Annotated in this window: 21 protein-coding genes and 2 pseudogenes; 20 read left to right on the top strand and 3 right to left on the bottom strand. The window is 54.2% G+C overall.

Features of this window, described 5'->3' with window-relative positions:
* A pseudogene (locus ENI00_RS15700) lies at nucleotides 1-156 on the bottom strand (IS3 family transposase); the annotation flags it as partial.
* A gap of 48 nt (nucleotides 157-204) precedes the next feature.
* Between ENI00_RS15700 and ENI00_RS15695 the strand changes: the two are divergent.
* The 7 genes and pseudogenes from ENI00_RS15695 to lgt all read left to right on the top strand — a co-directional run.
* A pseudogene (locus tag ENI00_RS15695) lies at nucleotides 205-657 on the top strand (copper resistance protein B); the annotation flags it as partial.
* Between the two features lie 162 nt (nucleotides 658-819).
* Complete coding sequence (locus tag ENI00_RS15690; RefSeq protein WP_304104418.1) at nucleotides 820-1,173, top strand: hypothetical protein; 354 nt, start codon at nucleotides 820-822, stop codon at nucleotides 1,171-1,173.
* Between the two features lie 11 nt (nucleotides 1,174-1,184).
* Entirely contained in the window at nucleotides 1,185-2,537 is a 1,353-nt protein-coding gene (locus ENI00_RS15685; protein ID WP_304104416.1) for an APC family permease, read from the top strand.
* 30 nt (nucleotides 2,538-2,567) lie between these two features.
* A complete protein-coding gene (locus tag ENI00_RS15680) occupies nucleotides 2,568-2,795 on the top strand; it encodes a hypothetical protein (RefSeq protein ID WP_304104414.1) in 228 nt (75 codons plus the stop codon).
* Nucleotides 2,788-5,094: a heavy metal translocating P-type ATPase gene (locus tag ENI00_RS15675; RefSeq protein WP_304104412.1), complete on the top strand. Its 2,307-nt coding sequence runs from the start codon at nucleotides 2,788-2,790 to the stop codon at nucleotides 5,092-5,094. The genes ENI00_RS15680 and ENI00_RS15675 overlap by 8 nt, the downstream gene beginning before the upstream one ends.
* A 107-nt stretch (nucleotides 5,095-5,201) precedes the next feature.
* Entirely contained in the window at nucleotides 5,202-5,621 is a 420-nt protein-coding gene (locus ENI00_RS15670; protein WP_304104410.1) for a c-type cytochrome, read from the top strand.
* A gap of 96 nt (nucleotides 5,622-5,717) precedes the next feature.
* Nucleotides 5,718-6,518, top strand: coding sequence for a prolipoprotein diacylglyceryl transferase (lgt, locus tag ENI00_RS15665; protein ID WP_304104409.1), 801 nt, complete (start codon nucleotides 5,718-5,720; stop codon nucleotides 6,516-6,518).
* A 42-nt stretch (nucleotides 6,519-6,560) separates the two neighbouring features.
* Here lgt and ENI00_RS15660 read toward each other — a convergent pair whose 3' ends face one another.
* A complete protein-coding gene (locus tag ENI00_RS15660; protein WP_304104407.1) occupies nucleotides 6,561-7,652 on the bottom strand; it encodes a phospholipase D-like domain-containing protein in 1,092 nt (363 codons plus the stop codon).
* A gap of 237 nt (nucleotides 7,653-7,889) precedes the next feature.
* On the opposite strand from ENI00_RS15660, the gene ENI00_RS15655 reads away from it, so the two are divergent.
* Entirely contained in the window at nucleotides 7,890-8,492 is a 603-nt protein-coding gene (locus tag ENI00_RS15655; protein ID WP_304104406.1) for an RNA polymerase sigma factor, read from the top strand.
* Nucleotides 8,493-8,732: 240 nt separating this feature from the next.
* The gene (locus tag ENI00_RS15650; RefSeq protein WP_304104404.1) at nucleotides 8,733-9,341 is read left to right on the top strand and encodes an RNA polymerase sigma factor; all 609 of its coding nucleotides are present in this window, start codon (nucleotides 8,733-8,735) and stop codon (nucleotides 9,339-9,341) included.
* A gap of 172 nt (nucleotides 9,342-9,513) precedes the next feature.
* On the opposite strand, the gene ENI00_RS15645 is transcribed toward ENI00_RS15650, so the two are convergent.
* The gene (locus tag ENI00_RS15645; RefSeq protein ID WP_304104402.1) at nucleotides 9,514-10,782 is read right to left on the bottom strand and encodes an SAM-dependent methyltransferase; all 1,269 of its coding nucleotides are present in this window, start codon (nucleotides 10,780-10,782) and stop codon (nucleotides 9,514-9,516) included.
* Between the two features lie 245 nt (nucleotides 10,783-11,027).
* On the opposite strand from ENI00_RS15645, the gene ENI00_RS15640 reads away from it, so the two are divergent.
* The 11 genes from ENI00_RS15640 to ENI00_RS15590 all read left to right on the top strand — a co-directional run bounded on the left by ENI00_RS15640 (nucleotide 11,028) and on the right by ENI00_RS15590 (nucleotide 25,756).
* Complete coding sequence (locus ENI00_RS15640) at nucleotides 11,028-12,476, top strand: YfcC family protein (RefSeq protein WP_304104400.1); 1,449 nt, start codon at nucleotides 11,028-11,030, stop codon at nucleotides 12,474-12,476.
* Between the two features lie 14 nt (nucleotides 12,477-12,490).
* The gene (locus tag ENI00_RS15635; protein ID WP_304104398.1) at nucleotides 12,491-13,720 is read left to right on the top strand and encodes an arginine deiminase; all 1,230 of its coding nucleotides are present in this window, start codon (nucleotides 12,491-12,493) and stop codon (nucleotides 13,718-13,720) included.
* A gap of 18 nt (nucleotides 13,721-13,738) precedes the next feature.
* Nucleotides 13,739-14,740, top strand: coding sequence for an ornithine carbamoyltransferase (argF, locus tag ENI00_RS15630; protein WP_304104396.1), 1,002 nt, complete (start codon nucleotides 13,739-13,741; stop codon nucleotides 14,738-14,740).
* Nucleotides 14,741-14,774: 34 nt separating this feature from the next.
* Nucleotides 14,775-15,692 (top strand): carbamate kinase, encoded by a 918-nt coding sequence (gene arcC, locus ENI00_RS15625; protein ID WP_304104394.1) that lies wholly within the window; start codon nucleotides 14,775-14,777, stop codon nucleotides 15,690-15,692.
* 194 nt (nucleotides 15,693-15,886) lie between these two features.
* On the top strand, nucleotides 15,887-16,345 hold the full coding sequence (locus ENI00_RS15620; RefSeq protein WP_304104393.1) for an ATPase: 459 nt from the start codon (nucleotides 15,887-15,889) through the stop codon (nucleotides 16,343-16,345).
* Nucleotides 16,346-16,393: 48 nt separating this feature from the next.
* The gene (locus tag ENI00_RS15615; RefSeq protein WP_304104391.1) at nucleotides 16,394-17,905 is read left to right on the top strand and encodes a thymidine phosphorylase family protein; all 1,512 of its coding nucleotides are present in this window, start codon (nucleotides 16,394-16,396) and stop codon (nucleotides 17,903-17,905) included.
* Nucleotides 17,906-17,907: 2 nt separating this feature from the next.
* Nucleotides 17,908-18,822, top strand: coding sequence for a ribose-phosphate diphosphokinase (locus ENI00_RS15610; RefSeq protein ID WP_304104389.1), 915 nt, complete (start codon nucleotides 17,908-17,910; stop codon nucleotides 18,820-18,822).
* Complete coding sequence (locus ENI00_RS15605) at nucleotides 18,819-20,174, top strand: MBL fold metallo-hydrolase (protein WP_304104387.1); 1,356 nt, start codon at nucleotides 18,819-18,821, stop codon at nucleotides 20,172-20,174. Before ENI00_RS15610 ends, ENI00_RS15605 begins: the two co-directional genes overlap by 4 nt.
* Nucleotides 20,175-20,229: 55 nt before the next feature.
* The gene (locus ENI00_RS15600) at nucleotides 20,230-22,614 is read left to right on the top strand and encodes a xylulose 5-phosphate 3-epimerase (RefSeq protein WP_304104385.1); all 2,385 of its coding nucleotides are present in this window, start codon (nucleotides 20,230-20,232) and stop codon (nucleotides 22,612-22,614) included.
* Nucleotides 22,607-23,275 carry a methyltransferase family protein gene (locus tag ENI00_RS15595; RefSeq protein WP_304104383.1) on the top strand — a complete coding sequence of 223 codons (669 nt, stop codon included), beginning with the start codon at nucleotides 22,607-22,609 and terminating at the stop codon, nucleotides 23,273-23,275. Before ENI00_RS15600 ends, ENI00_RS15595 begins: the two co-directional genes overlap by 8 nt.
* A gap of 75 nt (nucleotides 23,276-23,350) precedes the next feature.
* On the top strand, nucleotides 23,351-25,756 hold the full coding sequence (locus ENI00_RS15590) for a copper-transporting P-type ATPase (protein ID WP_304104381.1): 2,406 nt from the start codon (nucleotides 23,351-23,353) through the stop codon (nucleotides 25,754-25,756).
* The last annotated feature ends 256 nt before the right edge of the window (nucleotides 25,757-26,012 follow it).

Below are 26,012 nucleotides of genomic sequence, written 5' to 3'. Positions count from 1 at the left end.
CTTGACCCATTCCAGCAACGTTTGGGGTACGCAGCCGATCTTGGGTGCAATCGACTCGACCGCCGACCACAGCGAGGGATAGTCGCCGCGATGCTCTTGCACCATCCGCACGGCTCGTTCACGGACTTCAGGGGAAAACTTGTTTGTCTTGTTCATGGCTTCATCTTCTCAGGAGTTGAAGCCTCCGCGAAACCCGGGGCGGTTCAAATCCCGATATCCAAGTTCTTCGACGCAAAAGCCGGCATTCGGATAGACACACCGGAAGGGCCAGACCGAACCTATGCTGTGCTCGGCGTCTCGGGCCTGGCGCCTCAATGGTTCGAAATCGATGCAAACTTTTACGTCAGTAAGGATGGCGATACGTCTGCCGAACTGGATGCGGAGTATGAGTTGCTGTTAACCAACTACTGGATCCTCTCGGCTACCCTGGATGCGACTGTCGCGTTCAGTGAAGATCGGGAAATAGGCGTAGGTAAGGGTTTGGTATCGACAGAAACCGGGTTGCGGTTGAGCTATGATCTTATTGATCGAGCTTTCTCGCCTTACGTTGGTATCGTTCACGAACGTAACTATGGCGACACGGCTGACTTCGCCAAGGCGGACGGTGGCAGCACAGACGATTGGTTTGCGGTTGTTGGAGCAAGGCTCTCCTTCTAATGCTAAACAGACCGAGGGCGCCCGCCCTCGGTCTTTTCCTACATACTTTGATGTACATCAAGTTTTGATATGAACGGATCGCTTGTTTTCCGATTTTCAGCTTGGATTCAGTTTGGGGTGTTGTGATAGAGACTGAACAAACAGGCTCAGAGGTGCAAAATCATGGCCAAAGCCCATAAAGCAACAAACCAAGAGCAGTTTCTGCTTCGGCGTAAACTGACTGTCGAAGGTTTTACTGACATTCAGTGGGAAGACTTCATCCAGGAGCTGAATCATCATCCATGCGTTGATTTTGCCGAGCGCAAATCGGAAAACCGGTTGTTCGTCACCTTCGACGCCACCCATTGGTCTACCGACGCTCTGATTGAGCTTGTTGGGGCGAATGGTGGTCATTTGAAGGGCGGTTGGTGGGAGCGTCAAAAACTGGCACGGTACCGATTCAGCGATGAAAACATCCGGGCCAACGCCAACCTTGACCCGTTTTGCTGTTCGAAAATCCCACCGATGAAAAAATAACAGGAGGTTAAATGAGCAGGGAGCAAGACAGAACTTCTCGCTACAAGGAAGGTAGCTTGACGCTATCCGGAACAGTCATGCTAGGCACCGGCGTGATGATCGGTGCCGGCATATTTGCGCTTACCGGACAAATGGCCCAGATGGCGGGAGCGCTCTTTCCACTGGCATTCCTGGCTGCCGCAATCGTTGTTTCCTTCAGTTCTTATTCCTATATCAAAATTTCCAATGCTTACCCATCCGCGGGCGGCATTGGCATGTATTTGCATAAGGCGTACGGCGATCGCTTGGCCACGGGGTTTAATGCCTTGCTGATGTATTTCTCGATGGTGATTGCCCAGAGCTTCCTGGCCCGCACGTTTGGGTCCTACACCATGCAGCTGTTCGGCGGCGATGAGAGCGGGTTCATGGTGCCAATACTGGGTGTATCCCTTATTTTGGCGGCGTTCGTGATCAACCTGGCTGGCAACCGCTGGATTCAGGGCGTTGCTTCGTTCATCGGAATCCTCAAAATTGGCGGCATTCTGGTTTTTGGGTTGGTGGGCGTATGGCTGGCCGATAGCCTTGCGGTCGATTTTTCCAGCAGTGGTGAGACAGGCGTCTTTGGTAACTTCCTGGGCGCAACGGCCCTGGGCATACTGGCCTTTAAAGGCTTTACCACCATCACCAACAGTGGCTCAGAAGTGAAAGACCCGCACCGCAACGTAGGCCGCGCCATTGTGATCTCCATTGCAGCTTGCGTGGTTCTCTACACACTGGTGGGTTTCGCCGTTGCAAGTAACCTATCCCTCGCCGAAATCATTGAAACCCAAGACTACTCTCTGGCTGCTGCGGCGCGCCCAGCATTGGGCGATTACGGTCTGTGGTTCACCGTGGCAATTGCCATGATGGCCACCGCTGGCGGCATTCTTGCCAGTATTTTTGCTGTCTCCCGCATGCTGGCCATGTTGACCGAAATGAAGCTGGTTCCCCACAGCCATTTCGGTATGCCTGGCAGCATTCAGAAACACACACTTGTTTACACCGTGGTGCTGGGCTTGGTTTTGACCGCCTTTTTTGACCTCTCAAGAATCGCCGCTCTGGGCATCATCTTTTATCTGGTTATGGATATCTCCATTCATTGGGGCGTACTACGCTATCTGTACCAGGACGTGAAGGCTACAAGGTGGGTGCCAGTCGTGGCGATTGTTCTGGACCTGACAATTCTGGGCGGCTTTGTCTGGGTTAAACTGCACACTGACCCCTTTGTGATTGGTGTGGCGGTCGTCACTATGTTTGTCATTGGGTTGGCCGAGCAGCTATTCCTGAAGTCTTCCGCCAGAAGAAAGGCTATGGAAAGTGACGAGTCCCATGCACACCATCACTGATATTAAACACTTAAATTGGAGGCTAATCCCATGATGGAAGGGAATATGTTTGGTAACACCATGTGGGCCGGGCACTGGCTGTGGATGCTGGTGATTGCGATAGTAGTCGTTATACCAGCCTGGCGGATCTGTCAGCGTACCGGTTACCCGGGCTGGATGGGAGTCTTAATCCTTATTCCAATGGTGAATCTGGTTTTCTTGTACTTTATTGCGTTTGCGGACTGGCCAGCGGACAAAGCAGGAGCGCGGAATGAGTGAGCATCAGCACGCTGCGAAAGACCCCGTTTGCGGGATGTCGGTAGACCCCCATACAGCAGAGCACCGCAGCCAACATGCTGGTAAAACCCAGTATTTCTGCTCCGCTCGATGCCAAGCCAAGTTTGATGAAAACCCCGAGAAATACCTCGGGGAAGAGCAAAAGCCAGCAGAACCGGTCGCCCCCGGCACCATGTATACCTGCCCGATGCACCCGGAAATTCGCCAACAGGGTCCTGGCGACTGCCCGATTTGTGGCATGGGGCTGGAGCCCGAACAAGTAAGCCTGAACGATGGGCCATCGGCGGAGCTTACAGATATGACTCGTCGGTTCTGGGTTGGTCTGTTTCTCGCACTCCCTGTATTTGTAATCGAGATGGCAGGGCACTTTATTGGCCTTGATCACATCGTATCACCACAAGCCTTGAATTGGATTCAGTTGGTACTGGCAACGCCTGTAGTCGCCTGGTGCGGCTTGCCGTTCTTTGTTAGGGGCTGGAAATCAGTCGTCAATCGCAATCTGAATATGTTCACGTTGATTGCCATTGGTACCGGCGTTGCGTTGATTTATAGCCTTATCGCTACATTGGCTCCGCAGATTTTTCCCGATGCCTTCCGGCAAGCGGATGGTTCGGTGGCCGTCTATTTCGAGGCGGCCGCCGTTATTGTAGTGCTGGTGTTACTTGGACAAGTGTTAGAGCTCCGTGCCCGGGAGAAAACCTCGGGAGCCATAAAAGCTCTGCTGGATCTGGCTCCCGCAACCGCAAGAAAGCTGGACGATGAAGGAGGCGAATCCGACGTCTCTCTCGATCAGGTAAAGGTTGGTGATCGTTTGCGAGTGCGTCCTGGCGACAAAGTACCCTTGGATGGAGAGATTCTGGAAGGCCGCTCCAACATCGACGAATCTCTGGTAACCGGTGAGCCATTAGCCATCAGCAAGAAAACCGGCGATCAGGTGATTGGTGGCAGCATGAACCAACAAGGCAGCTTCATTATGCGAGCTGACAAAGTAGGGCGTGACACCATGCTTTCGCAGATCGTGCAAATGGTGGCCAGTGCCCAGCGCAGCCGTGCACCGATTCAGGGGCTGGCCGACAAAGTGGCCGGTTGGTTTGTTCCGGTAGTCATCGTTATCGCCGTTATTGCCTTTATTGTCTGGTCAGTTGTCGGGCCAACGCCTCCGATGGCCTATGGCCTCATTGCAGCCGTGAGTGTGCTGATTATCGCCTGCCCATGTGCGCTTGGATTGGCGACACCCATGTCGATCATGGTTGGCGTGGGGCGTGGCGCTCAGAATGGCGTGTTGATCCGCGATGCGGAAGCGCTTGAGCGCATGGAGAAAGTCGATACGGTGGTGGTTGATAAAACCGGCACACTGACCGAAGGCAAACCTCAGGTTACGAAGCTGGTGCCGGCAAACGGTTTCAGTGAAGAAGTCTTGATGCGCTATGCCGGCGGCCTGGAGAAGGGCAGTGAGCATCCGTTAGCCCATGCCATTCTCGACAAAGCCAAAACCATGGAACTGACGGTGCCAGACGCCGAAGATTTCGACTCGCCTAACGGTAAAGGTGTCACTGGGAAGATCGACGGAAAAGCGGTCCTGCTTGGCAATCGGCTGTTGATGGAGTCACAAAACGTCGATACCTCCGCCTTTGAAGAAGACGCAGACCAACTTCGCCAAGACGGCGCAACGGTGATATTCGCGGCGGTGGAGAACCAGATATGTGGTTTGATCGCTATTGCGGATCCGATCAAAGAAACCACTGAAGCGGCTATTACCGCGCTACAGAAAGACGGCATTCGTGTGGTCATGCTGACAGGGGACAACCAGACATCTGCCGAAGCCGTCGCCCGCAAACTCCATATCGATGAAGTGGAAGCCGAAGTACTGCCTGAGGATAAAGCTAAGGTCGTCCAGCGTCTTAAAGACGAGGGGAGAATAGTAGCGATGGCCGGCGATGGTGTGAATGACGCCCCAGCGCTGGCTACGGCCGATGTGGGCGTTGCTATGGGCACGGGTACGGATGTGGCTATTGAAAGTGCGGGCATCACTCTTTTGCGAGGGGACCTGATGGGCATTGTAGAAGCGCGTCATTTGTCGATTGCCACCATGCGCAACATCCGGCAAAACCTGTTTTTTGCTTTCGTTTATAACGCGGCTGGCATACCCATTGCCGCCGGTGTGCTCTACCCATTCGCAGGCATCCTCTTGTCGCCAATCTTTGCGGCTGCAGCGATGTCGTTGTCTTCGGTAAGCGTCATTGCCAATGCACTTCGCTTAAGGGTAATTAAGCTGAATTAAGCTGAATTAAGCAAGGTTTGAACTGTTCTTGGTGAAACGTCCAACGGCACCCCATGCCCACCGGCCTGGGCTTGTGGTGCCCCAAAAAACTGAGGTACAAAAATAGTATGCGTAGGGTAAAGATTTCATTGGGCGTTCTTTTGATCGGATTGATCAGCGGTTGCAGTGACGGGACGGTGGATGGTCGCTGGTATACCCAGGCGCAAGTCGAGCGTGGTTCAAAGGTATTCGACGACAACTGCGCAAGCTGCCATGGCACCAAGGCTCAGGGTTCCTTCAATTGGAGAAAACGTCTGGAAGATGGCTCTTATCCACCGCCACCGCTCAATGGAACGGGGCACGCCTGGCACCATCCATTCGACATGTTGATGGGCACAATCAGTCAAGGTGGTGCTCCCATGGGTGGGCAAATGCCAGCCTTTGAAGATGAACTCTCCAAGGACGACCAGAAAGCCGCCATCGCGTTCTTCCAGAGCAAATGGAATAAACAGATTTATGATGCATGGTTTGATCGGAGTGGGCTCTAACCTCGCTGTGCAACCGATCCGCCGATTTGACTCGGATACAATGGAATGCTTCTGGCGCCCAAAGATCCATTTTTACGTATAGGAATCTGATAACCAATGCTCAGCTATCCAAAAATCGATCCGATTGCGATTTCATTGGGACCGTTGCAAGTCCACTGGTACGGCCTAATGTATCTGGTTGGCTTTCTAGCTGCTTGGTGGCTGGCACGTCGCCGGGCTCTTCGATTGGGGTTGAGCACCGATGCAGTCGAAACGCTGATTTTCTACTGTGTGATGGGCGTCATACTGGGCGGTCGGCTGGGGTATGCGCTGTTCTACGGCTTAGACAAGCTGGCCGACAATCCGCTTTGGTTATTCAAAATATGGGAAGGCGGCATGAGTTTTCATGGCGGCTTTGTCGGGGTATTGGTCGCGGCTTTGGTTTTCGCCCGCAAGCAAAACTTACATTTTTTTCAACTAACAGACTTTATCGCACCACTGGTGCCTATTGGCCTGGGGGCAGGGCGCATCGGCAACTTTATCAACTACGAACTTCCGGGGCGAGCCAGTGATGTACCCTGGGCCATGGTGTTCCCTAATATGGGGCCGGCGCCACGCCACCCGTCGTCACTGTATGAGTTTGCACTGGAAGGTGTTGTGTTGTTCGCTGTGCTGTGGTGGTTCTCGATCAATCCTCGCCGAAATGGAACAACGTCCGGCTTGTTCTTGTTGCTCTACGGGCTTTTTCGTTTTTCTGTCGAGTTTGTTCGCCTTCCCGACTCGCAGCTGGGGTTCATCGCCTTTGGCTGGATGACCATGGGACAGTTGTTAACGCTACCTATGATCATTGGTGGACTTATCTTGATTGTTTGGTCGAGATACCAGCCGATTAATATAACAAAGGCGGCGAAAGCCTGATAAAGATTGCCGCAGCGATGACAATACAGCACGGCATCCTTGCTAAAGCCATTTTCGCAGAATTCGTCCAAACACATCGTAAATATTATGGAGGAATCCACGGCGTTTCCAGGCGATCTCGGTGATTTCAGCTGAATCCTGAAGATCATCCAAAAAGGTTTTTCTTAACTGGCTGATTAAGACGCTGTTCCTTGAAATCAGCGTTAGTTCATAGTTGATAAACAGGCTTCTGTAATCGAAGTTGGCAGTACCGATACTTCCCCAGCCATCGTCAATAAGTAGAACTTTTGAATGCAAAAAACGTGGTGTGTATTCGAATATGCGAACACCATTTTCGATAAGCTCACCGTAAAAAGCACGGGCTGCCCATTGTGCGGGCGCTGAGTCCGTTTTTTCGGTTGTCAGAATACAAACATCGACTCCCCGTCGTGCGGCGAATATAAGCTGATTGAGCAAGCCCCGATCGGGAACAAAATAGGGCGTAACAAGCCAAATACTCTTTGCCGCCGTAATCAGCTGATCCTTAATGGCACACCGTAACTGGATACGGCACTTGCGCGAGGTATTAGGAATAATCCGGCTATCACCCTTATTCTGAGCGAATGGGGCCCAGTCTGTATGACCGCACCAGAACGCATCGAACAGAGCCTCGGCCTCTGCGGCCAGTATCCCGCTAAAACAAGCGTGCGCATCGCGCCATCGCATTGGGCCGTAGAACCGCCGAGAGCCTTCACGGTGAATGTTGAAACCGCCGAGATACGCCGTCTGGCCATCGACCACCAGTAATTTACGATGGTCACGACGGTTGTAGCGCATCGGCTGTCGCCAGCTCCAGCGGTGGAAACGTTGCAGGCGTACCCCAGCCGCCCTGAGCAGGCGCCGATGACGTAGAGGAAGGCTGCCTCTCGAGCCCAGGGCGTCAACGTGGACGCGCACATCAAGGCCACGCCGGGACTGGCGCATCAGCTCGTTGAGTAAAACGGTTCCGACTTCGTCTGCTGCCAGAATATACGAGGCTAAAAAGATGCGGTGGGTTGCAACTCGAATCGAGTGGGCCATCGCTGCGTAAAGCTCGTCTCCTTCAGTAAAAAGTTTGAACTCAGTCGAAGACTGTTCTCCGACTTTCGTCGCCAAAAGCGAACCCCGCTGTATAGGTTCTAAGTGCCTCTTCATATTCATGGCCTTAAGGTTACGATTGTGTGCTCTTCGAAAACCCGGTGATTGACTGAAAAAAACCTTGCTGTAGTCAAAAAAACAGCTACAAGTCGACCATTTTCAGTTGTGATTCAGGTTGCTATAGTGAAATGCAGGTAGTTTGCTATTTTTATTTATGCCTCTATTGAGGCTGGATCGATACTAGGAGTTGACACGATGGACGATTATAACAGGGCATTGCCGAGCAACGAGGTTCATGAAGTCATCGTGGATGTTCACCAGGATTTTTTGCATTTTCTTACACGTCGGCTTGGTTGTGAGGATGAGGCCGCCGACGTTCTGCACGACTTCTACGTTAAGGTGCTCACACGAATTGGCGATGTTCGTGAGCGCGAAAAGCTTCGTGCCTGGATGCGCCGTGTACTTGAGACGAGCTTGATTGACTATTACCGAGCCCAGGGCAAAAAACGCCAATTCGAGAAAGAACACCATTACCTTGAATTGGCGAGTCTCGATAGCGACGCTAAAGACGATCTCGATTTCATTGTTTGCATGTGTCTATACAAACTCTTGCCGACTCTGAAACCAGAGTACGCCGATATTTTGTGGCATGCGGAGCTGGCTGGCGAATCCCGCAAAAGCATCGCGGCCAGATTCCATATCTCCGAGAGCAATTTGAGGGTGCGGTTGCACCGGGCGCGGGAGGCCCTGCGAAAGCGGTTGGAGGAGACGTGCCAGAGCTGCTCAATCCACGGCTATCTGGATTGTGCCTGCGACTCCGGCGCTGATAAATCCAATTACGGAGGAGCGGCTTTATGAATTTGCCATGCGCTCGTCGAAAATCCGGCCATCAGATGAAAAACCCGATATACGTCAAGAGTTGTAAAACAAGGCAGAAATATTCAGTTTCGGCTCAGGTAGTTGTTGTAAGCTGTTGTTCGATGCCGTTTTCTCCGGTGGAAAAGGCTCGGTATATGATCTTCTGAATGGACGGTGAAAGGACTCCATTCTTTGCCTCCTGTTTGAGAGATCCGGGATGGATCGACACAGGGAGCCGGCATGATGAACGATGGTGGCAAGGAATTGCCGATTAGCAACGCCCGAGAGGTCATGGTGGATGTCTACCAAGATTTTCGAGGTTTTCTTACACGTCGGCTTGGCGATGAGGACGAGGCCGCAGACGTACTACACAATTTCTACGTTAAGGTGCTTATACGAGTTGGCGATGTTCGGGAGATCGAAAAGTTTCGTGCCTGGATGCGCCGCGTGCTCGAGAGGACCCTGATAGATTATTATCGGGCTCAGGGCAAAAAACGTCAATTTGAGAAAGAGTACTGTTATCCCGAATTGGCGAGTCTCCATAGCGACGTTGAAGACGATCTCGATCTCATTGACTGCACTTGCCTTTACAAACTCCTGCCGACCTTGAAGCCAGAATACACCGATATTTTGTGGCGCGCGGAGCTTATCGACGAGCCCCGTAAAACTATCGCGGCGGCGCTCAATATTTCAGAGAGCAATCTGAGGGTGCGTTTGCACCGGGCGCGGGAGGCTCTGCGAAATCGGCTGGAGGATACATGCCGGAGCTGCCCAATCCAATTACAGTGGAACGGCTCGCTGAGCTCTGGCGGAACGGTGCCTAATTCCTCAGCCGCGAGCAAGCACTGACAAGCCCGTTGTTCGGCCTTGTCAGTGTCTGTCGTTTGATGGTGGTTACGGTGCAATTGAGCCAAATGTCCAGATAATTGGGGCCATAGGGCCCCGTTGACTTTAAGGACGACTAGCGGGGCGTTTCGTTAAAGTTTGATGACCGCCACTGGCTGGCCGGGCATTTCCAGCCTCATGAAAACCATCGCTTGGTGGCCCGTATCGAGCCATCAGAGATGGTCTCTCCGGCGTTAGTAGCCGGTTCGTCCAGCCTCTCGCGGATCGTCAGATAATCTCGAGTGAGCGGCACCGCATCCTGTTTTTTGGCAAGCTGGATTTGAAAAACGACATGGCCGTTGTGCCGGAATGCCACTTCGCTGGCAACAAGGTAGAACCGCCACATGCGACAGAATTGTTCATCATAGATTGACCGTACCCGGTCCAGATTCGCCTCGAACCGATTGCGCCACTTCTTCAACGTCTCTGCATAATGCAGCCGCCAAACCTCGACATCGGTGACATAGAGGCCGGACTGTTCGGCGATGGCAAGGACCTCCGACAGGGCCGGGCTGTAGCCGCCGGGAAAAATATAATTGGCGATCCAGGGATTGGTTGCTCCCGGCCCGTCGGCTCGGCCGATCGTGTGCAGCAGGGCGACGCCATCATCTGTGAGACGGTCTCGGAGGGTCGCGAAGAACTCCTTGTAATGTGGTACCCCGACATGCTCAAACATGCCCACTGATACGATCCGGTCAAAAGCGCCGTCGATGTCGCGGTAGTCTTGCAGAAGGAATTGAGCACGGTCGTCAAGACCTTCGGTTTGAGAACGTTCTTCGGCGATTTTGTGTTGCTCATGCGAGAGGGTCACCCCCGTGACGCGCGCGCCATGGTCGCGGGCGAGATGAAGCCCAAGCCCGCCCCAGCCGCAGCCAATATCGAGAACCCGGTGTTCTGGCGCCAACAGAAGTTTGGTGGCGATCAGCGTTTTCTTGTTCCTTTGCGCTGCCTCAAGAGTGTCACCTGCTTCTCGAAAATAGGCGCAGGAGTATTGACGGTCGGCGTCCAGGAACAGGTCGTATAACGCACCGGACAGATCGTAATGATGGGCCACGTTGCGCTGAGCTCGTCCGGCAGGGTTGAACTGCGAGAGCCTGCGGTAAAGTCGCCGGAGGTGTGCTGGCCAGCGATAATGCCATACGTTGGGCTGGAGCGTCAGATTAACAACCAGCAACTCGATCAAGCCGTAGATATCATCCTGATCGACCGTGAGTGTGCCGTCCATATAGGCCTCGCCCAATGCGAGATCCGGGTTTATCAAGAGTTTGCGTGGCAGGGAGCGTGCGTGAAAATGCATGGTGACAGCGGGCGACGATTCGTGACCGTAATGTATTGTCTGTCCGTCAGGGTAGACAACTACCAAGGATCCCTGCTTGATCAGGCGCTTCAAAAAAATCGAGAGCATTCTTGTCCACATCGTTATTACTCGTCGTTGAGATCTTAAAAAATTGTTAAGCGTTAAAAGAATTACCTTCCCAAATTGGTTATGAGTAGAGACGGTAATTTGAATCTTTCGTTACACATCTAAAACCTCGCTAAGAATGCTCGAGATGCCAAAACTGTAACGGTTTTTTTATTTTTGCGTCTATGTCTATACAGCCAGCAATGAGTAAAAACGATTACTTGTGCTTCAAAAGAAGGAGATGCACTTTGACTAAGGAAAATACGCCTACCCAAAATCCTGAGGAAGGTCTGGCTACTCGCTTCCCTACCGCCTATACCATACTGTTCCTGCTAATTATCTTGGTTGCTGCCCTGACCTGGATTATACCTGCCGGGCAATACGACCGCGCAATGAATGCGGAAGTCGGGCGTGAAGTGGCCGTGCCCGGCACCTACCAGACGGTCGACCCCAACCCTCAGGGTTTTATGGAGATCATGCTCGCCCCCACGGCCGGGTTCTATGATCCGGACAGTTATGTGGCCAACGCCATTGATGTTGCCTTGTTCGTACTTTTCCTGGGCGGCTTCCTCGGCGTAATGAACGCTACGGGGGCCATTGATACCGGCATACGCAGTGCCATGCGGCACCTTAAAGGCCATGAGATTTGGATGATCCCGATACTGATGACGCTTTTCGCCATCGGCGGTACAACCTATGGCATGGCCGAGGAGACCTTGGCTTTCTATGCCATTCTGATACCCGTAATGATGGCCGCGGGGTACGACGCCGTAACCGGGGTGGCCATCATTCTGGTCGGTGCCGGTATCGGTGTGCTGGGCTCTACCATCAACCCGTTTGCCACGGTTATCGCAGCCAACGCAGCTCACATACCGTTTACTGACGGTATTGTCGTGCGTTTTATTCTGCTTATCGGCGGCCTGCTAATTTGCTCAGCTTACGTTATGCGGTACGCCGTTCGGGTAAAAGCGGATCCATCCCGTTCCGTAGTCGCCAAACAGTGGGACGCGCACCGCAAGCTCTTTCTGGGCAAGCATGCCGATGAAATCCAGACGTCTACTCTCACCAGAACACAGATTGTGGCGCTTCTGATCTTCGCCGTAACCTTTGTTGTCATGATTTGGGGCGTATCGTCACAGGGCTGGTGGATGGCACGCATGGGTGGGCTGTTTTTTGGCTCGGCCATTGTGATCGGCATCATTGCTCGCCTTGGCGAGAAAGGACTTACCAGCAGCTTTGTTGATGGTGCGCGTGACCTGCTGGGCGTTGCTCTGGTGGTGGGACTTGCCCGAGGCATTGTGGTGATTATGGATCAGGGCATGATTGCCGACACCATTTTGCACAGCGCTGAAAACTCTCTCGGTGGACTGCCCGAACTAGCGTTTATCAACTTGATGTTCTGGATAGAAGTGGGAATGAGTTTCTTTGTGCCCTCTTCATCGGGCTTGGCGGTTCTGTCCATGCCGATTTTGGCACCGCTTGCAGACTTCGCCAACGTGGGCCGTGATCTTGTCGTAACTGCGTACCAGTCTGCCAACGGCCTGGTAAATCTGATCAACCCAACCTTTGCAGTAGTGGTCGGTGGGCTGGCGATTGGCCGTGTGTCTTACGATCGCTGGATCGCGTTCATCTGGCCTTTGCTATTGATTCTTACCATTTTCATTTCAATTGTTATCAGTGCAGCCGCACTGATTTAATGGAGGACTGAACCATGTCTGAGCATAAACTTGGAGTGCATTCCGAAACCGGAACCCTGCGGCAGGTTATTGTCTGCCGCCCGGGGCTGGCACACCGTCGGCTAACCCCGTCCAACTGTGATGCCCTGCTGTTTGATGACGTGTTCTGGGTCAAACAGGCACAAAAAGATCACGATGTGTTTGTGAGCGTGATGCGTGAGCGGGGTGTCGAGGTACTCGATGTCAACGAGTTGCTGGCCGAGACCCTGGACATTCCGGAAGCCCGTAAATGGATCCTGGATCACCGGATTACATGGAATGATATTGGCGTGGGGATGATTTCCGATCTGCGCGCTTGGATGGACGAGCTTCCCGGTACCGAGCTTTCAAAGTATTTGATTGGCGGCCTTGAAGTGGGTGATTTGCCATTTGATCCGACCGGGCTTTTTGGTAATCACCTGGGGCACTATGGGTTTGTGCTGCCGCCATTGCCCAATTACCTCTTTACACGGGACAACAGCGCCTGGATCTACGATGGCGTTACCCTTAACCCCATGTACTGGTCTGCACGCCAGCCCGAAACACTGTTGATGGCCGGTGTGTATCGCTACCACCCGACATTTGCAGGAAAAGTGGATGTGCTCTGGGGCGACCCCACCAAACATCATGGCCTTGCCACTCTTGAGGGCGGTGATGTGATGCCTGTGGGCAACGGCACGGTGCTTGTGGGCATGGGCGAACGTTCATCTCCGCAGGCGGTTGGGCAACTGGCCAACGCCCTGTTTGAGAAAGGCACTGCAGAGCGGGTAATTGCGTGCCAGATCCCGAAATCACGCACCGCCATGCATTTGGACACCATTTTCACCTTCTGCGGCGGCAACGTGGTCACCGCGTTCAAAGAGGTTGCGGACGAAGTGGTCTGCTATGACTTGCACCCCGGTGAAGGCAGAAAGCACCTGTCTTTCCGCCAGGATCCGCGGCCCTTGTTTGATGTGGTAGCTGACGTTCTTGGCTATAGCTCACTTGAGGTTGTCCCGACCGGCGGTGATAACCCGGCCGAACGCGAGCGCGAGCAGTGGAACGATGGCAACAACGTGTTGGCACTGAGCCCTGGTGTGGTTGTCGGCTATGACCGCAACGATGACACCAACGCAGCACTTGAAGCGGCGGGCATTGAAGTACTGGCCATTCCCGGCGCTGAACTGGGCCGCGGCCGAGGCGGCGGACGCTGCATGAGCTGCCCCACCATGCGCGACCCTATTTGATCAGAAAGGACAAAGACCATGGCTTTTAATTTGAAGAATCGTCACTTCCTGACCTTGCGGGATTTCTCCCCGCAAGAGATCGGTTTTCTGCTGAAATTGTCCAAAGATTTGAAAGCGGCGAAGTACGCTGGCACCGAAGTTCCGCAGCTTACTGGCAAGGAGCTCGCGTTGATCTTTGAAAAAAACTCCACCCGAACACGAGTAGGTTTCGAAGTGGCCGCTTACGACCAAGGTGCCCGAGTGACCTATCTTGGGCCCACAGGTACCCACATTGGTCACAAGGAATCGGTAAAAGATACCGCCCGGGTGTTAGGCCGTGTTTATGACGGCATCGAGTACCGGGGCTTTGGCCAGAAAATTGTTGAGGAGCTGGCAAAGCATGCCGGTGTGCCCGTGTTTAACGGCCTGACCGACGAGTTCCACCCCACTCAGATTCTTGCCGATTTTTTAACCATGCAGGAACACGTTGAAAAGCCACTGCATAAAGTGGCTTATGCGTTTCTTGGCGACGCCGCCAACAACATGGGCGACAGCTTGCTGATCGGCGGCGCAAAAATGGGCATGGATGTGCGCCTGTGTGCGCCAAAAGTCTGCTGGCCAGAACAGTCGATACAGGATGAAGCCCAGGCCATTGCCCAGGAAACCGGTGCCCGCATAACCATTACCGAAGACTTGGATGCCGCGGTCGCCGGGGTAGATTTTATCTACACCGACGTTTGGGTATCCATGGGCGAGCCGAAAGAAAAGTGGGGCGATCGGATCAAACTGTTAATGCCTTACCAGGTGAACGCGGCTGTGATGGAAAAGACCGGCAACCCCCGGGCCCGTTTCATGCATTGCCTGCCGGCGTTTCACAACACCGACACGGTCGTTGGCAAAGAGATAGAGGCAGAGTTCGGAATCACTGCCATGGAAGTAACCGACGAGGTTTTCGAAAGCCCTGCATCGATTGTTTTCGATCAGGCAGAAAACCGTATGCACACCATCAAGGCGGTTCTGGTGGCTACACTCGGGGCCTGATTCTGGCTCAAATTGCTGATAAAGGATGCACAGTATGCTGATTGTTGCAGCTCTGGGCGGCAACGCCCTGTTGAAACGTGGCGAACCACTCACGGCTGAAGCCCAACGCACCAACGTTCGAACCGCCGCGAAATCGCTGGCGGAGCTGGTGCGCGCTGGGCATCAGTTGGTGATTACCCACGGCAACGGCCCGCAAGTAGGTTTGTTGGCATTGCAGGGTGCTGCCTACAAGCCTGAGGAGGCCTACCCTCTGGATGTGTTAGGTGCCGAAACCGGCGGCATGATTGGCTATATGATCGAGCAGGAAATGGAGAATGCTCTCGGCCATGACCGCCCCGTCGCGACTCTGCTCACACAGGTGGTTGTCGACCGGGACGACCCGGCCTTCGCCAATCCGACCAAATTTATTGGCCCGGTTTACGATAAAGCGGAAGCCGAATCCCGGGCCGCAGCGGCCGGCTGGCACATAGCCGCCGATGGCGATAAGTGGCGCAGAGTAGTGCCCTCGCCCGCACCCAAGGAAATACCGGACATGCGGGTGCTGAAGTTACTGTTGGATCAGGGGGTGGTTGTTATCTGTACCGGAGGCGGCGGCATTCCAGTGCTGCGCCGCAACGACGGCAGCATGACCGGTGTTGAAGCCGTCATCGACAAGGATGCCGCCAGTGCTCTGCTTGCGCGCGAGTTAGGGGCAGACGCGCTGCTATTGCTGACCGACGTAGACGCCGTTTATCGCGATTTTGGTACACCAGGCGCCGCTCCGGTTCGCAACATCACGCCAGACCAGGCAAGGCTGCTGGATGTACCCGCCGGCTCCATGGGCCCAAAGGTGACAGCTGCCAGTGATTTTGCGGATTCCGGAGGCATCAGTGGCATTGGCCGATTGGAGGATGCAATTGCAATTCTCGAGGGGTTGGCGGGCACTAAGATATTGGATCAAAAGGCTGCTTAGCACTTTCCCTAAGGTGATTTGACTTTAATTTGATTTACATCAAATCACCAGGGTTGGAGTCAATGAATTCACTGTTCCGCTCCCCGTTTTCAGGTTGATTTCAGCTGCTCAGGGTTTACTGGTACTTGGTAGCGCGACTTGAATTCATAGCGTGAAAGTCAAACACATGTCAAAAGTAAGGAAGGTAAACCGGAATGGATATTAAAACATACAAGGAACTGATTGCCTGGACACGTGATCTGCACGCACACCTGGCACGCTGCCTTTCCCACTGTTCGACACGGAATGAAGAAGAACGGGCCCGGGCGCTTCTGGACTATCTGGCAACCCGCGAATCTGAAATTGAACGTATTGTGGAAGAGTTTGAACGTCAGGCAGACACCAGCGCTTTGGAAACGAGGGTTTATGACTATCTGTCTCATCACCCCATTAAAACCCACCGAACCTGTGATGAGCCCTATGCAAAACTTGATTTCAACGGTATCTGCCGGGAGATATTCGACTTTCATAAGCAGATTACTGATCTCTATCAAACACTGGTCGAGAAAGCCGAAATCCCAAAGGTAAAAGAGTTGATGGAGTCACTGTTGGCGATGGAGCTAAACGAATCCAAGCGCCTGGCTCGTCAGATCGGCCGGATGGACGATCTCTGATTATTCCGTTACGCAGCAGCTGTGTCTGACCATTGTGATCGAGGGATTATGGAGTCTTCAAATCAGTTAACAGCCTATCTGATGGGTATTGATACCCATCAGGAGCCAGTCGTTTACATGCGCCAGGATTGCCAGGTGTGTCGATCCGAGGGCTTTGGCGCCAGCTCAAGGATTGGCGTTTCCTCGAGTCAGCAATCGATTATTGCGTCGTTGAACATCGTCTACGGTGACATTGTTCCCGAGGGCCATGTCGGTCTGTCCACTATCGCAATGGCAAGGCTGGGCGTGGCGCCTGGCGATGACTTGTTTGTCCATCATGCGCCCTACATAGACTCGTTGAGCCTGGTGAGGCGAAAAGTATTCGGGCACACCCTCGACAATGAAGAGCTTGCCAGTATTGTGGCTGATATTTCAGATCACAGGTACAGCGATGTTGAAATCGCCTGCTTTTTGAGTAGCTGCGCCGGCGGTCGGCTGAATACCAGTGAGATTATAGGCCTGACCCGGGCAATGGTGAATTGCGGTGAGCGCCTGAGCTGGAAGGGGGTTGATCGTGTTTTCGACAAACATTGCATTGGGGGACTGCCGGGTAACCGGACAACGCCATTGGTAGTTTCTATCGTTAGCGCGGCTGGTCTGGTTATGCCAAAAACTTCCTCCCGCGCGATTACCTCCCCGGCGGGCACAGCAGACACGATGGAAGCTCTGACCACCGTTGATCTTCCGCTGGCCGATATCCGGCGGGTGGTGAACAAGACCGGCGCCTGCCTGGCCTGGGGTGGGGCAATCAACCTCAGCCCTGCGGATGACTTGCTGATTCGAATTGAGCGGGCCCTGGATATTGATGGCGAGGGGCAGTTAGTTGCCTCAGTGTTGTCGAAGAAAATAGCGGCCGGCTCCACCCACGTCGTTATCGATATTCCGGTCGGCGACACTGCGAAGGTTCGCAGTCATGCAGAGGCAGAACGGCTGGTATCCCTGTTCACTGAAGTCGGTGACGCCTGCGGTCTGCAGGTTCGCTGTGTGGTTACCGATGGGAGCCGGCCCGTCGGGGCTGGCATCGGGCCAGTGGAGGAGGCCAGGGACGTAATGGCTGTCCTGAATGCTGACCCCATGGCCCCGGAAGATCTGAGAGCCAGAGCTGTGTTGTTGGCAGCCCATGTTTTCGATATGGCAGATAACGCAGGCTTGGAGGCAGGCAAGGCGTGGGCCGAAACGTTACTTGCGAACGGTGAGGCGTTCGCTCAGTTCACGCGGATTGTGAAGGCCCAGGGAGGCCTCAAGAGTCTCGGTAACGCCAGGTTCAGGCATAAGGAGCTGGCGTCGTCGTCCGGGCGTGTTGTCTCCATTGACAATCGCCGACTGGCCCGGCTCGCCAAACTGGCGGGAGCGCCCGCTAACCCCACGGCCGGGTTGCGGCTACTTGCCAATGTGGGCGATACCGTCAAGGTTGGTGAACCGCTTTACGAACTGCTCAGCGATACCACTGGTGAGCAAGATTATGCACTGGCGTATCGCGCCAGCGAGCCTCACATTTTCACCATTGAAGCGGAGAGTTAACTGTGGCCAAGGCGGAAAAAACCTTACTTTTTACTCTGGAACCCCATCCGTTGCAGAAAAAACTGTGCGACCAACTGGGCCTGGAGCCGGGCCAGCTTGAGTTGCGCCGATTTCCCGATGGCGAATCCTATATACGCATCACCACACCGGTGAATGGTGCGCACTGTATCGTACTGACGGACTTGTCTCGCCCGGATAGCAAATATCTGGCCCATGTATTTTTGTTTGAAACGCTTCGAGAGCTCGGGGCAAAATCGGTTGGCCTGGTCGCTCCCTACCTCTGTTATATGCGCCAGGACCGCCGTTTCGTCGACGGTGAAGCTGTTACATCCAGGCTGTTTGCGAGGTCGCTATCTTCCCACATCGACTGGCTGGTTACCGTTGATCCCCACCTGCATCGGTACCAGTCGCTGGATGAGATCTATCGTATACCGACAAAAGTTGTGCAGGGAGCGCCTGCGCTGGCAGGTTGGCTACAGGGACAGGACAACATTTTGCTGGTAGGTCCGGATGCGGAGAGCGAGCAATGGGTCTCCAGTATCGCTCAGGCGAGTGGCCACCCCTACGTCATTGGTGCCAAACAACGTCTGGGCGATCGGCGGGTCGAGGTCACGTTACCAGATATCTCCCGATATCGTGGGTGGAAGACCGTCATCATTGATGATGTTATTTCGAGTGGGCGGACTATTGGTGAATGCGTCAAGGCGCTTAAGGCGCAGGGCGCCGACACCATTGTTTGTGCCGCGGTGCATGGCATTTTTGCGGAGGCTTCGGATAAGTATCTTCTCGGTACAGGCCTGGAGGCTCTGGTCACCACAAATACCATTCCACACATTACCAATGAAATAGACGTCAGTGCGTTGCTGACATCACCGATCAGGGATTTTCTCAATCAAGCGGAGGGTGCACACCGATGAAGATCACATTCCTGGGTGGAACCGAAACTGTTACGGGATCCAAATTCCTAGTTGAAACCACTAAGGCGCGCGTGTTGGTCGATTGCGGCCTTTTCCAAGGATATAAGTGGTTGAGAAAGCGTAACCGACAGCCTTTACCGCTCGACATCGACTCTCTGGATGCTGTGATTCTGACGCACGCGCACCTGGATCACTCGGGATATATCCCGGTGTTATACAAGCACGGTTTCCGAGGGCCAGTTTTTACCCACCATGCCACCCGTGAGTTATGTGACATTTTGCTGTCGGATAGCGGGCACCTCCAGGAAGAGGAGGCCCGGTACCTTGGCCGGCATAAACTGAGCAAGCACGAGCGTCCGGAGCCGTTGTATGACCAGGCGGATGCAGAAGCCTGCATGGCGCTGTTTAAGTCCGTAGCCTTTGAGGAGGACGTGAGAGTCGGAGATATTCGTTTTCATTTATGGCCTGTCGGACACATTTTGGGGGCGGCGAGCGTCATCATTGAAGCGGACGGCAAACGGGTAGGTTTTTCCGGCGACGTGGGGCGTCTTGATGATGTCTTCATGAAGCCGCCCAAGCCCCTGCCGGCACTGGATATGTTGATGCTCGAGTCTACCTATGGCAATCGGCGTCATGACAGCACAGACCCTTTCTCGCAACTGGCGGAGGTTATTAACACAACCGTCGACAAGGGTGGGAATATACTGATTCCCTCATTTGCGGTCGGCAGAGCTCAGGTTCTGCAACATATGTTGACAACCCTGATGCGGGAAGGGCGCATTCCGACACTGCCGATCTATCTCGACAGCCCGATGGCAATCAATGTGTCAGAGATCTATTGCCGTTACGAGGATCAACACAAGCTGAGCATTGATCAATGCCACAATATGTGTGGAACCGTGCACTACAGCCGCAGTGTAAGCGACTCCAAGGCACTGGCTGACCAGATTTATCCGCACATCATTATTGCGGGTAGCGGCATGGCAACCGGCGGGCGAATTCTCCACCATTTCAAGCGGCTTCTGAGTAAATCCAAGACAACGGTGCTTTTTGCGGGCTATCAAGCCGGCGGAACCCGGGGTGCAAAAATGGTGGCGGGCGCCGAGACGGTAAAAATTCACGGCAAATGGGTTCCCGTTAAGGCGAGAATTGAGGTGCTTGACGGGCTTTCCGGGCACGCCGACTTTGTTGAGATGGAGCAGTGGCTGGCTCAGAGTGATCTGGCAGCCGAAACGCCCATTCAACTGATTCATGGCGATCCGGAGGCGCTGGAAGCCATGAGGGATCATTTGCGACAGAACACCCGCTTTGATGTGGAGGTGGCGGGTTACCAATCCATAGTGCGGGTCTAAAAATCAAGGGTAAATAAGAAACCATTAATGTTCTGATGGCTATCAAGGAGTGACCATGGATTTCAGTTCTATTGAGGACTCACACAGAGTCCAGCAGCGCGCAGCACAATACCGCAAGCGCTACCCCAAGTTTGCCAGTTGGGCACAAGGTCGCGGCGTTGTCGAGCACACGGATTTGACCCAGGTGCGGGTGTTCGATTTGTGTCAGGAACTGATTTGTACCGGGCGCTACAACACGCTCGACGACGCATTGGCGATTTTCGACGCAGCGGACACCCTGACCAATGCAGCCATGTGGCTGGTGGCCAACATGACCTACGCCAACAAAGTGGACCTGTCCGGTCAGCCGTTGGCGGCGAACGACTTCAAGGAAAACCCTCAGGGTCATACTGGCGGTTCGTTAAACATGGTGCCCGCCTATATTGGTTACACCGCTGCCAACTCGCTGGCGGGGATCACCCGCAGTTGGCTGATGGGGCAGGGCCACTGTGTAGCAGCGATAGACAGTGTAAATACGCTACTCCAGAACCTTCATCCGGAGCAGGAGGCACGTTATTCCTTCGACGAAGACGGTTTGACGCGATTGGTCAGTGATTTTTACAGCTATGCGATCAACCCCGATGGCACCCCCGAAGCGCCGCTCGGTAGTCACGTAAACCCTTACACGGCTGGCGGACTGATCGAAGGGGGTTACCTGGGGTTTGCGGAACTGCAATACACCCATATGCCATTGCCGGGGGAGCGACTGGTGGCGTTTCTGAGTGATGGCGCTTTTGAGGAACAGCGGGGGAGTGACTGGGCCAGTCGCTGGTGGCGCGCCGAGGACTGCGGCTTGGTGACACCAGTAATGATCGCCAATGGACGCCGCATTGATCAACGCTCGACCATCTTTTTGCAGGGCGGCACTGACTGGTTTCGGCAGCACCTGAAGTTGAATGGGTTCCACCCTATCGTTATTGACGGACGCGACCCCGCAGCCTTTATATGGGGAATTTTCGAGGCAGAATCGAGATTGCAGGCGTGTAGTGACCAAGTGCGTGCCGGCACCATGGAGTATCCGGTACGGCTGCCTTACCTGATTGCAGAAACCATAAAGGGCTACGGTTTTTATGGGGCGGGCTCCAATGCAGCCCACGGCACCCCATTACCGGCCATACCGAAATTCGATGAAGCCTCACGCACCTATTTTAACGATTCCGTGGCCCGTCTCTTTGTGCCTGAAACCGAGGTGCACCGTGCAAAGGACGCCCTGTCAACCCACAAAGCAGACCATCGACCGGCGGAAAAAGACCACCCGTTGAGTCGTCGCGAAGTCTCACTGCAAACGGTACCAGAGCCCCAATGGTTGCAAGTGGGGGAGCACAGCTCACCTATGGCGGCCGTCGATCAGCTGTTTGTGGTTCTTGTGACAGCCAACCCGGCTTTGCGTGTACGGCTGGGGAACCCGGATGAATTGCGCAGCAACCAGATGAACAAGACTCTCGACTTACTGAAGCACCGTGCCCTGGCGCCGGAATCCGGGCAGGCCGAATCCCTGCACGGTTCGGTGATCACCGCGCTCAACGAAGAGGCGGTGGTCAGTGCAGCGCTGGGCAACAAGGGTGGCCTGAATCTGGTGGTTTCCTATGAGGCGTTTGCCATGAAAATGGTCGGAGCCTTGCGCCAGGAAATCATTTTTGCCCGACACCAGAAACGCCTGGGCCGACCAGCTCGTTGGCTCTCGGTTCCGGTTATTGCCACGTCGCACCTCTGGGAAAATGGAAAAAACGAGCAGTCTCACCAGGATCCAGCCTTTGGTGACGTATTAATGGGGGAAATGAATGACATTGCCCGCGTTGTCTATCCGCCGGACAGCAACAGTGCGATGGCATGCCTGAATGCTTGCTACCAAACGCAAGGTCAGGTCTGGGCCATGACGATTCCCAAAAGCCGGTTACCGGCTGCACTGAATAGCCATCAGGCCGAGCAGTTGGTAAGAGACGGAGCTGTTGCGCTTAGCGAAGGTGATGACGTGCAGTTAGTCGCCGTGGGTGCCTATCAACGGCAGGTTTGTGAGGCGGTGGCCGACGGTCTCAGCCAGCAGGGTATTTCATGCGGGGTTGTCTGTCTGCTGGAACCGGGGCGTTTCCGCGACCCTCGGGATGTGGTGGAGGCAGAACATCAGTCATCCAGCCACATCAGAGGGGCGCTATTCCCCAGCGACATAAAGCTGCGGGTATTCGTGTGCCATATGCGTCCGGAAACCCTGCTGGGGGTTTGTCGGCCTCTCGATCTGGGGCGGGATCGCACACTGGCTTTCGGTTACGCCAACCATGGAGGAACGCTTGATACCACAGGCCTGCTGATGGCCAACTGCAGTGATCCTCAATCGGTCAGCCAGGCCATCGTGTCGCGGCTGGGCAGCCTCGACTGCAATACAGGTAAATCAAATCATGAATGAATCATTCAATCACGCTGGAGCCTGGGGCATCACACTGATCGTTATCGTATTGGTGTCCTGGTTCTTCTATCGTTATTTCGCTCCGAAGAACTGGCGGGAATGGGCCGGCGCCGGGGTGGTACAGGCCTTTATCATTGCGCTTTATGCCGAAATGTACGGGTTTCCGCTCACCATCTATTTGTTGGTGCGCTTTTTCGGTCTGGACAGCGAGTATATAAGCGCCAGCTTATGGTCGACCCTGGTAGGGCTTGGCGAAACCGGCATGTTGATCTCAATGTTGCTTGGTTATGCGCTTGCCTTTACGGGGATAGGGCTTTTTATTCAGGGATGGCGTCAGGTTCACAAGGCTCGCGGGGAAAATCGTCTGGTGACAGACGGGCTGTATGCGTATGTACGGCATCCGCAGTACACGGGACTGTTTATTGCTCTGTTCGGCGAAGGCGTGGTGCATTGGCCAACGCTGTTCTCGATCGGCCTGTTTCCAGTCATTGTTCTTGTTTACACATGGTTGGCTCGACGCGAGGAGCAACAGGTACTGAAGCAGTTTGGTGAAGAATACCGAGTCTATCAACAGCAGGTACCGATGTTCATTCCTCGCTGGGGACAGTGGCGCAGACTCGCGTCTGCTTCGCGGGACAGCCGTGATAACGATAGGGAGTGACCTGGTTGTCTTGGGCGAAAAGTTTTAAATCTGATCTTCTGGATTGAAGATGATAACTAAAAGGATGGGCGAATTATGTCTTCAAAAAATAGCACAGCCAGTTCCGGGGCGTCAGTGCCCAGTGCGGCTGCCATAAAATACACCTGTCCGATGCACCCCGAAGTGGTCTCGGATAAGCCCGGGGATTGCCCGAAGTGCGGGATGCATCTTGTCCCACGAGAAGACGGTGGTGGCAAGGCGCACTCTGATCATGCGTGTCATCATCAGTCTGGAGGTGACGCAAGCCATCACCATTCTGGTAGCGATACGAAAGCATCAGACGATGATCCAAAGTACAACAAGGTACCCACCGGTTATGAGGGAACGGTATACACCTGCCCCATGCATCCTCAGGTCCGTCAGGTCAAACCCGGGGCCTGCCCGCTCTGTGGAATGGGGTTGGAGGTTGAATCTGCCGCGGTGGGGGATGAGAGCCCCAACCCGGAACTTATAGATTTCACCCGTCGCTTCTGGGTTGCGTTGGCCTTCTCTATACCACTGCTGATTCTGACCATGGCCCCGTTCGTGGGCATCATGGCAATTCGCGACTTTTTTGGTGAACGCACGTCACAGTGGATTGAGCTGGTACTGGCGACACCGGTGATTCTGTGGTCAGGCTGGCCGTTCTTTACCCGTGGCTATAATTCGTTTCGCACCATGAACCTGAACATGTTCAGTTTGATTGCTATGGGTGTAGGTGCCGCCTATATTTTCAGTATTGTTGCGGTGCTGGTGCCGGATATATTTCCGGACGGATTCCGCGGAGCAGGTGGTCATGTCGGGGTCTACTTTGAAGCGGCTGCCGTTATCGTGACGCTGGTTCTGCTTGGCCAGTTGATGGAACTTCGTGCGCGCGAAGGCACGGGTAAGGCCATCCGTGCGCTGCTCGATATGGCCGCCAAAACGGCACGACTGATCAGGCCAGACGGCACCGAAGCAGAAGTTCCCCTGGAAGATGTAAAAGTTGGTGACCACTTGCGTGTACGCCCTGGTGATAAAGTGCCGGTAGACGGCGTGGTTGTTGAAGGCCGGTCGTCCATTGATGAATCCATGATATCCGGTGAACCAGTGCCGGTAGAAAAGGTGGGCGGTGACAAGGTCACCGGAGCCACGATCAATGGAACCGGCAGCCTAGTAATGGAAGCAACCCGCGTAGGGACGGATACCACGCTGAGCCAGATTGTTGAGATGGTCGCCAATGCCCAGCGCAGCCGTGCTCCAATCCAAAAGTTCGCTGACATGGTGGCCGGCAAATTTGTACCGGCCGTTATTGGGATAGCGGTGCTGTCTTTTATCGCCTGGGCGATCTGGGGTCCAGCGCCGGCGCTGTCCTATGCGTTGGTGTCAGCGGTTGCCGTGTTGATTATTGCCTGCCCGTGCGCTTTGGGGCTTGCAACCCCCATGTCTATCATGACCGCGACTGGTCGTGGAGCACAATTGGGTGTGCTTATAAAGAACGCGGAAGCCTTGGAGCGCTTCGCCAAGGTTGATACATTGATTGTCGACAAAACCGGCACCTTGACGGAAGGAAAGCCCAAACTCGTAGCGGTGTTGCCAGAGTCAGGCCATGATGAAACAGAGGTTTTGCGGCTGGCGGGCACGCTGGAGAAGGGCTCTGAGCATCCTCTGGCGGAAGCGATTGTAGCCGGTGCCGAAGCGCGTAATGTCGCCCTCGGTAAGGCTGATGATTTTGAGGCCGTAACAGGGAAGGGCGTCAAAGGTGTGGTTGACGGCAAGCCGGTGGCACTGGGAAATGCCAAGATGCTGGAGGAGCTGGGGCTGGATGGTGGCCATCTGGTTGAGGTTGCCAACACCCGACGAGACGAAGGTGAAACAGTGATGTTCGTCGTATTGGATGGTGCGGTAGCCGGCCTCGTCAGCGTAGCTGACCCGGTTAAAGAAACGACTCCGGCGGCGCTGCGGGCACTTCATGAACTGGGTTTCCGAATTATTATGGCAACCGGTGATAACGAGCGAACTGCTAAGGCTGTTGCCGCGAAGTTAGGCATCGATGAGATCCGGGCGGATGTTCTGCCAGAAGACAAAGCCAGGATTATCAGCGAACTTCAAAGTCAGGGGAAAAAAGTAGCCATGGCGGGAGACGGTGTGAACGATGCGCCTGCTCTTGCTCAGGCGGATGTGGGCATTGCGATGGGCACAGGTGCAGACGTCGCTATTGAAAGCGCCGGGTTTACGCTGGTGAAGGGGAATCTGGACGGGATTGTCCGCGCCCGAAAACTTTCGGTTGCAACGATGCGCAATATCAAACAAAACCTGTTTTTTGCGCTGGTATACAACGGTGCGGGTGTTCCCATTGCTGCAGGCATTCTCTACCCCTTTACCGGCATTCTCATCGGCCCGATTTTTGCCGCTTTTGCAATGAGTGCGTCCTCCCTCTCTGTGGTAATGAACGCCTTACGTTTACGACGTGAGAAAATCTGATGCCTCGCCAGGCTAGTCTGTAAATCGTGGTTTCGCGTTGTGCGGGAAGAAATCGGTGTGAGGTAATTATTCACACCTGAAGCACCGGCGCGAAGCCACCGCCAGGTTTACGAAAGTTGGTGGTCTAGCGCTACTGGAGGTCCAGTGGTCGTTCTAAATATTTCCCGCCGGCCAGGGGCCGCAGCCGCGCCCGTTCTAATGGTCTGGAGCGTAAGCTTCTTTCTGCATTTTTTTTGGGAAATGGCACAAGTACCGT

It is taken from the genome of Marinobacter antarcticus, from assembly GCF_011049865.1.
GTDB lineage: Bacteria > Pseudomonadota > Gammaproteobacteria > Pseudomonadales > Oleiphilaceae > Marinobacter > Marinobacter antarcticus_A.
The sequence above is the reverse complement of the archived record's forward strand: the minus strand, read 5'-3'. Positions and strand labels throughout refer to the sequence as shown.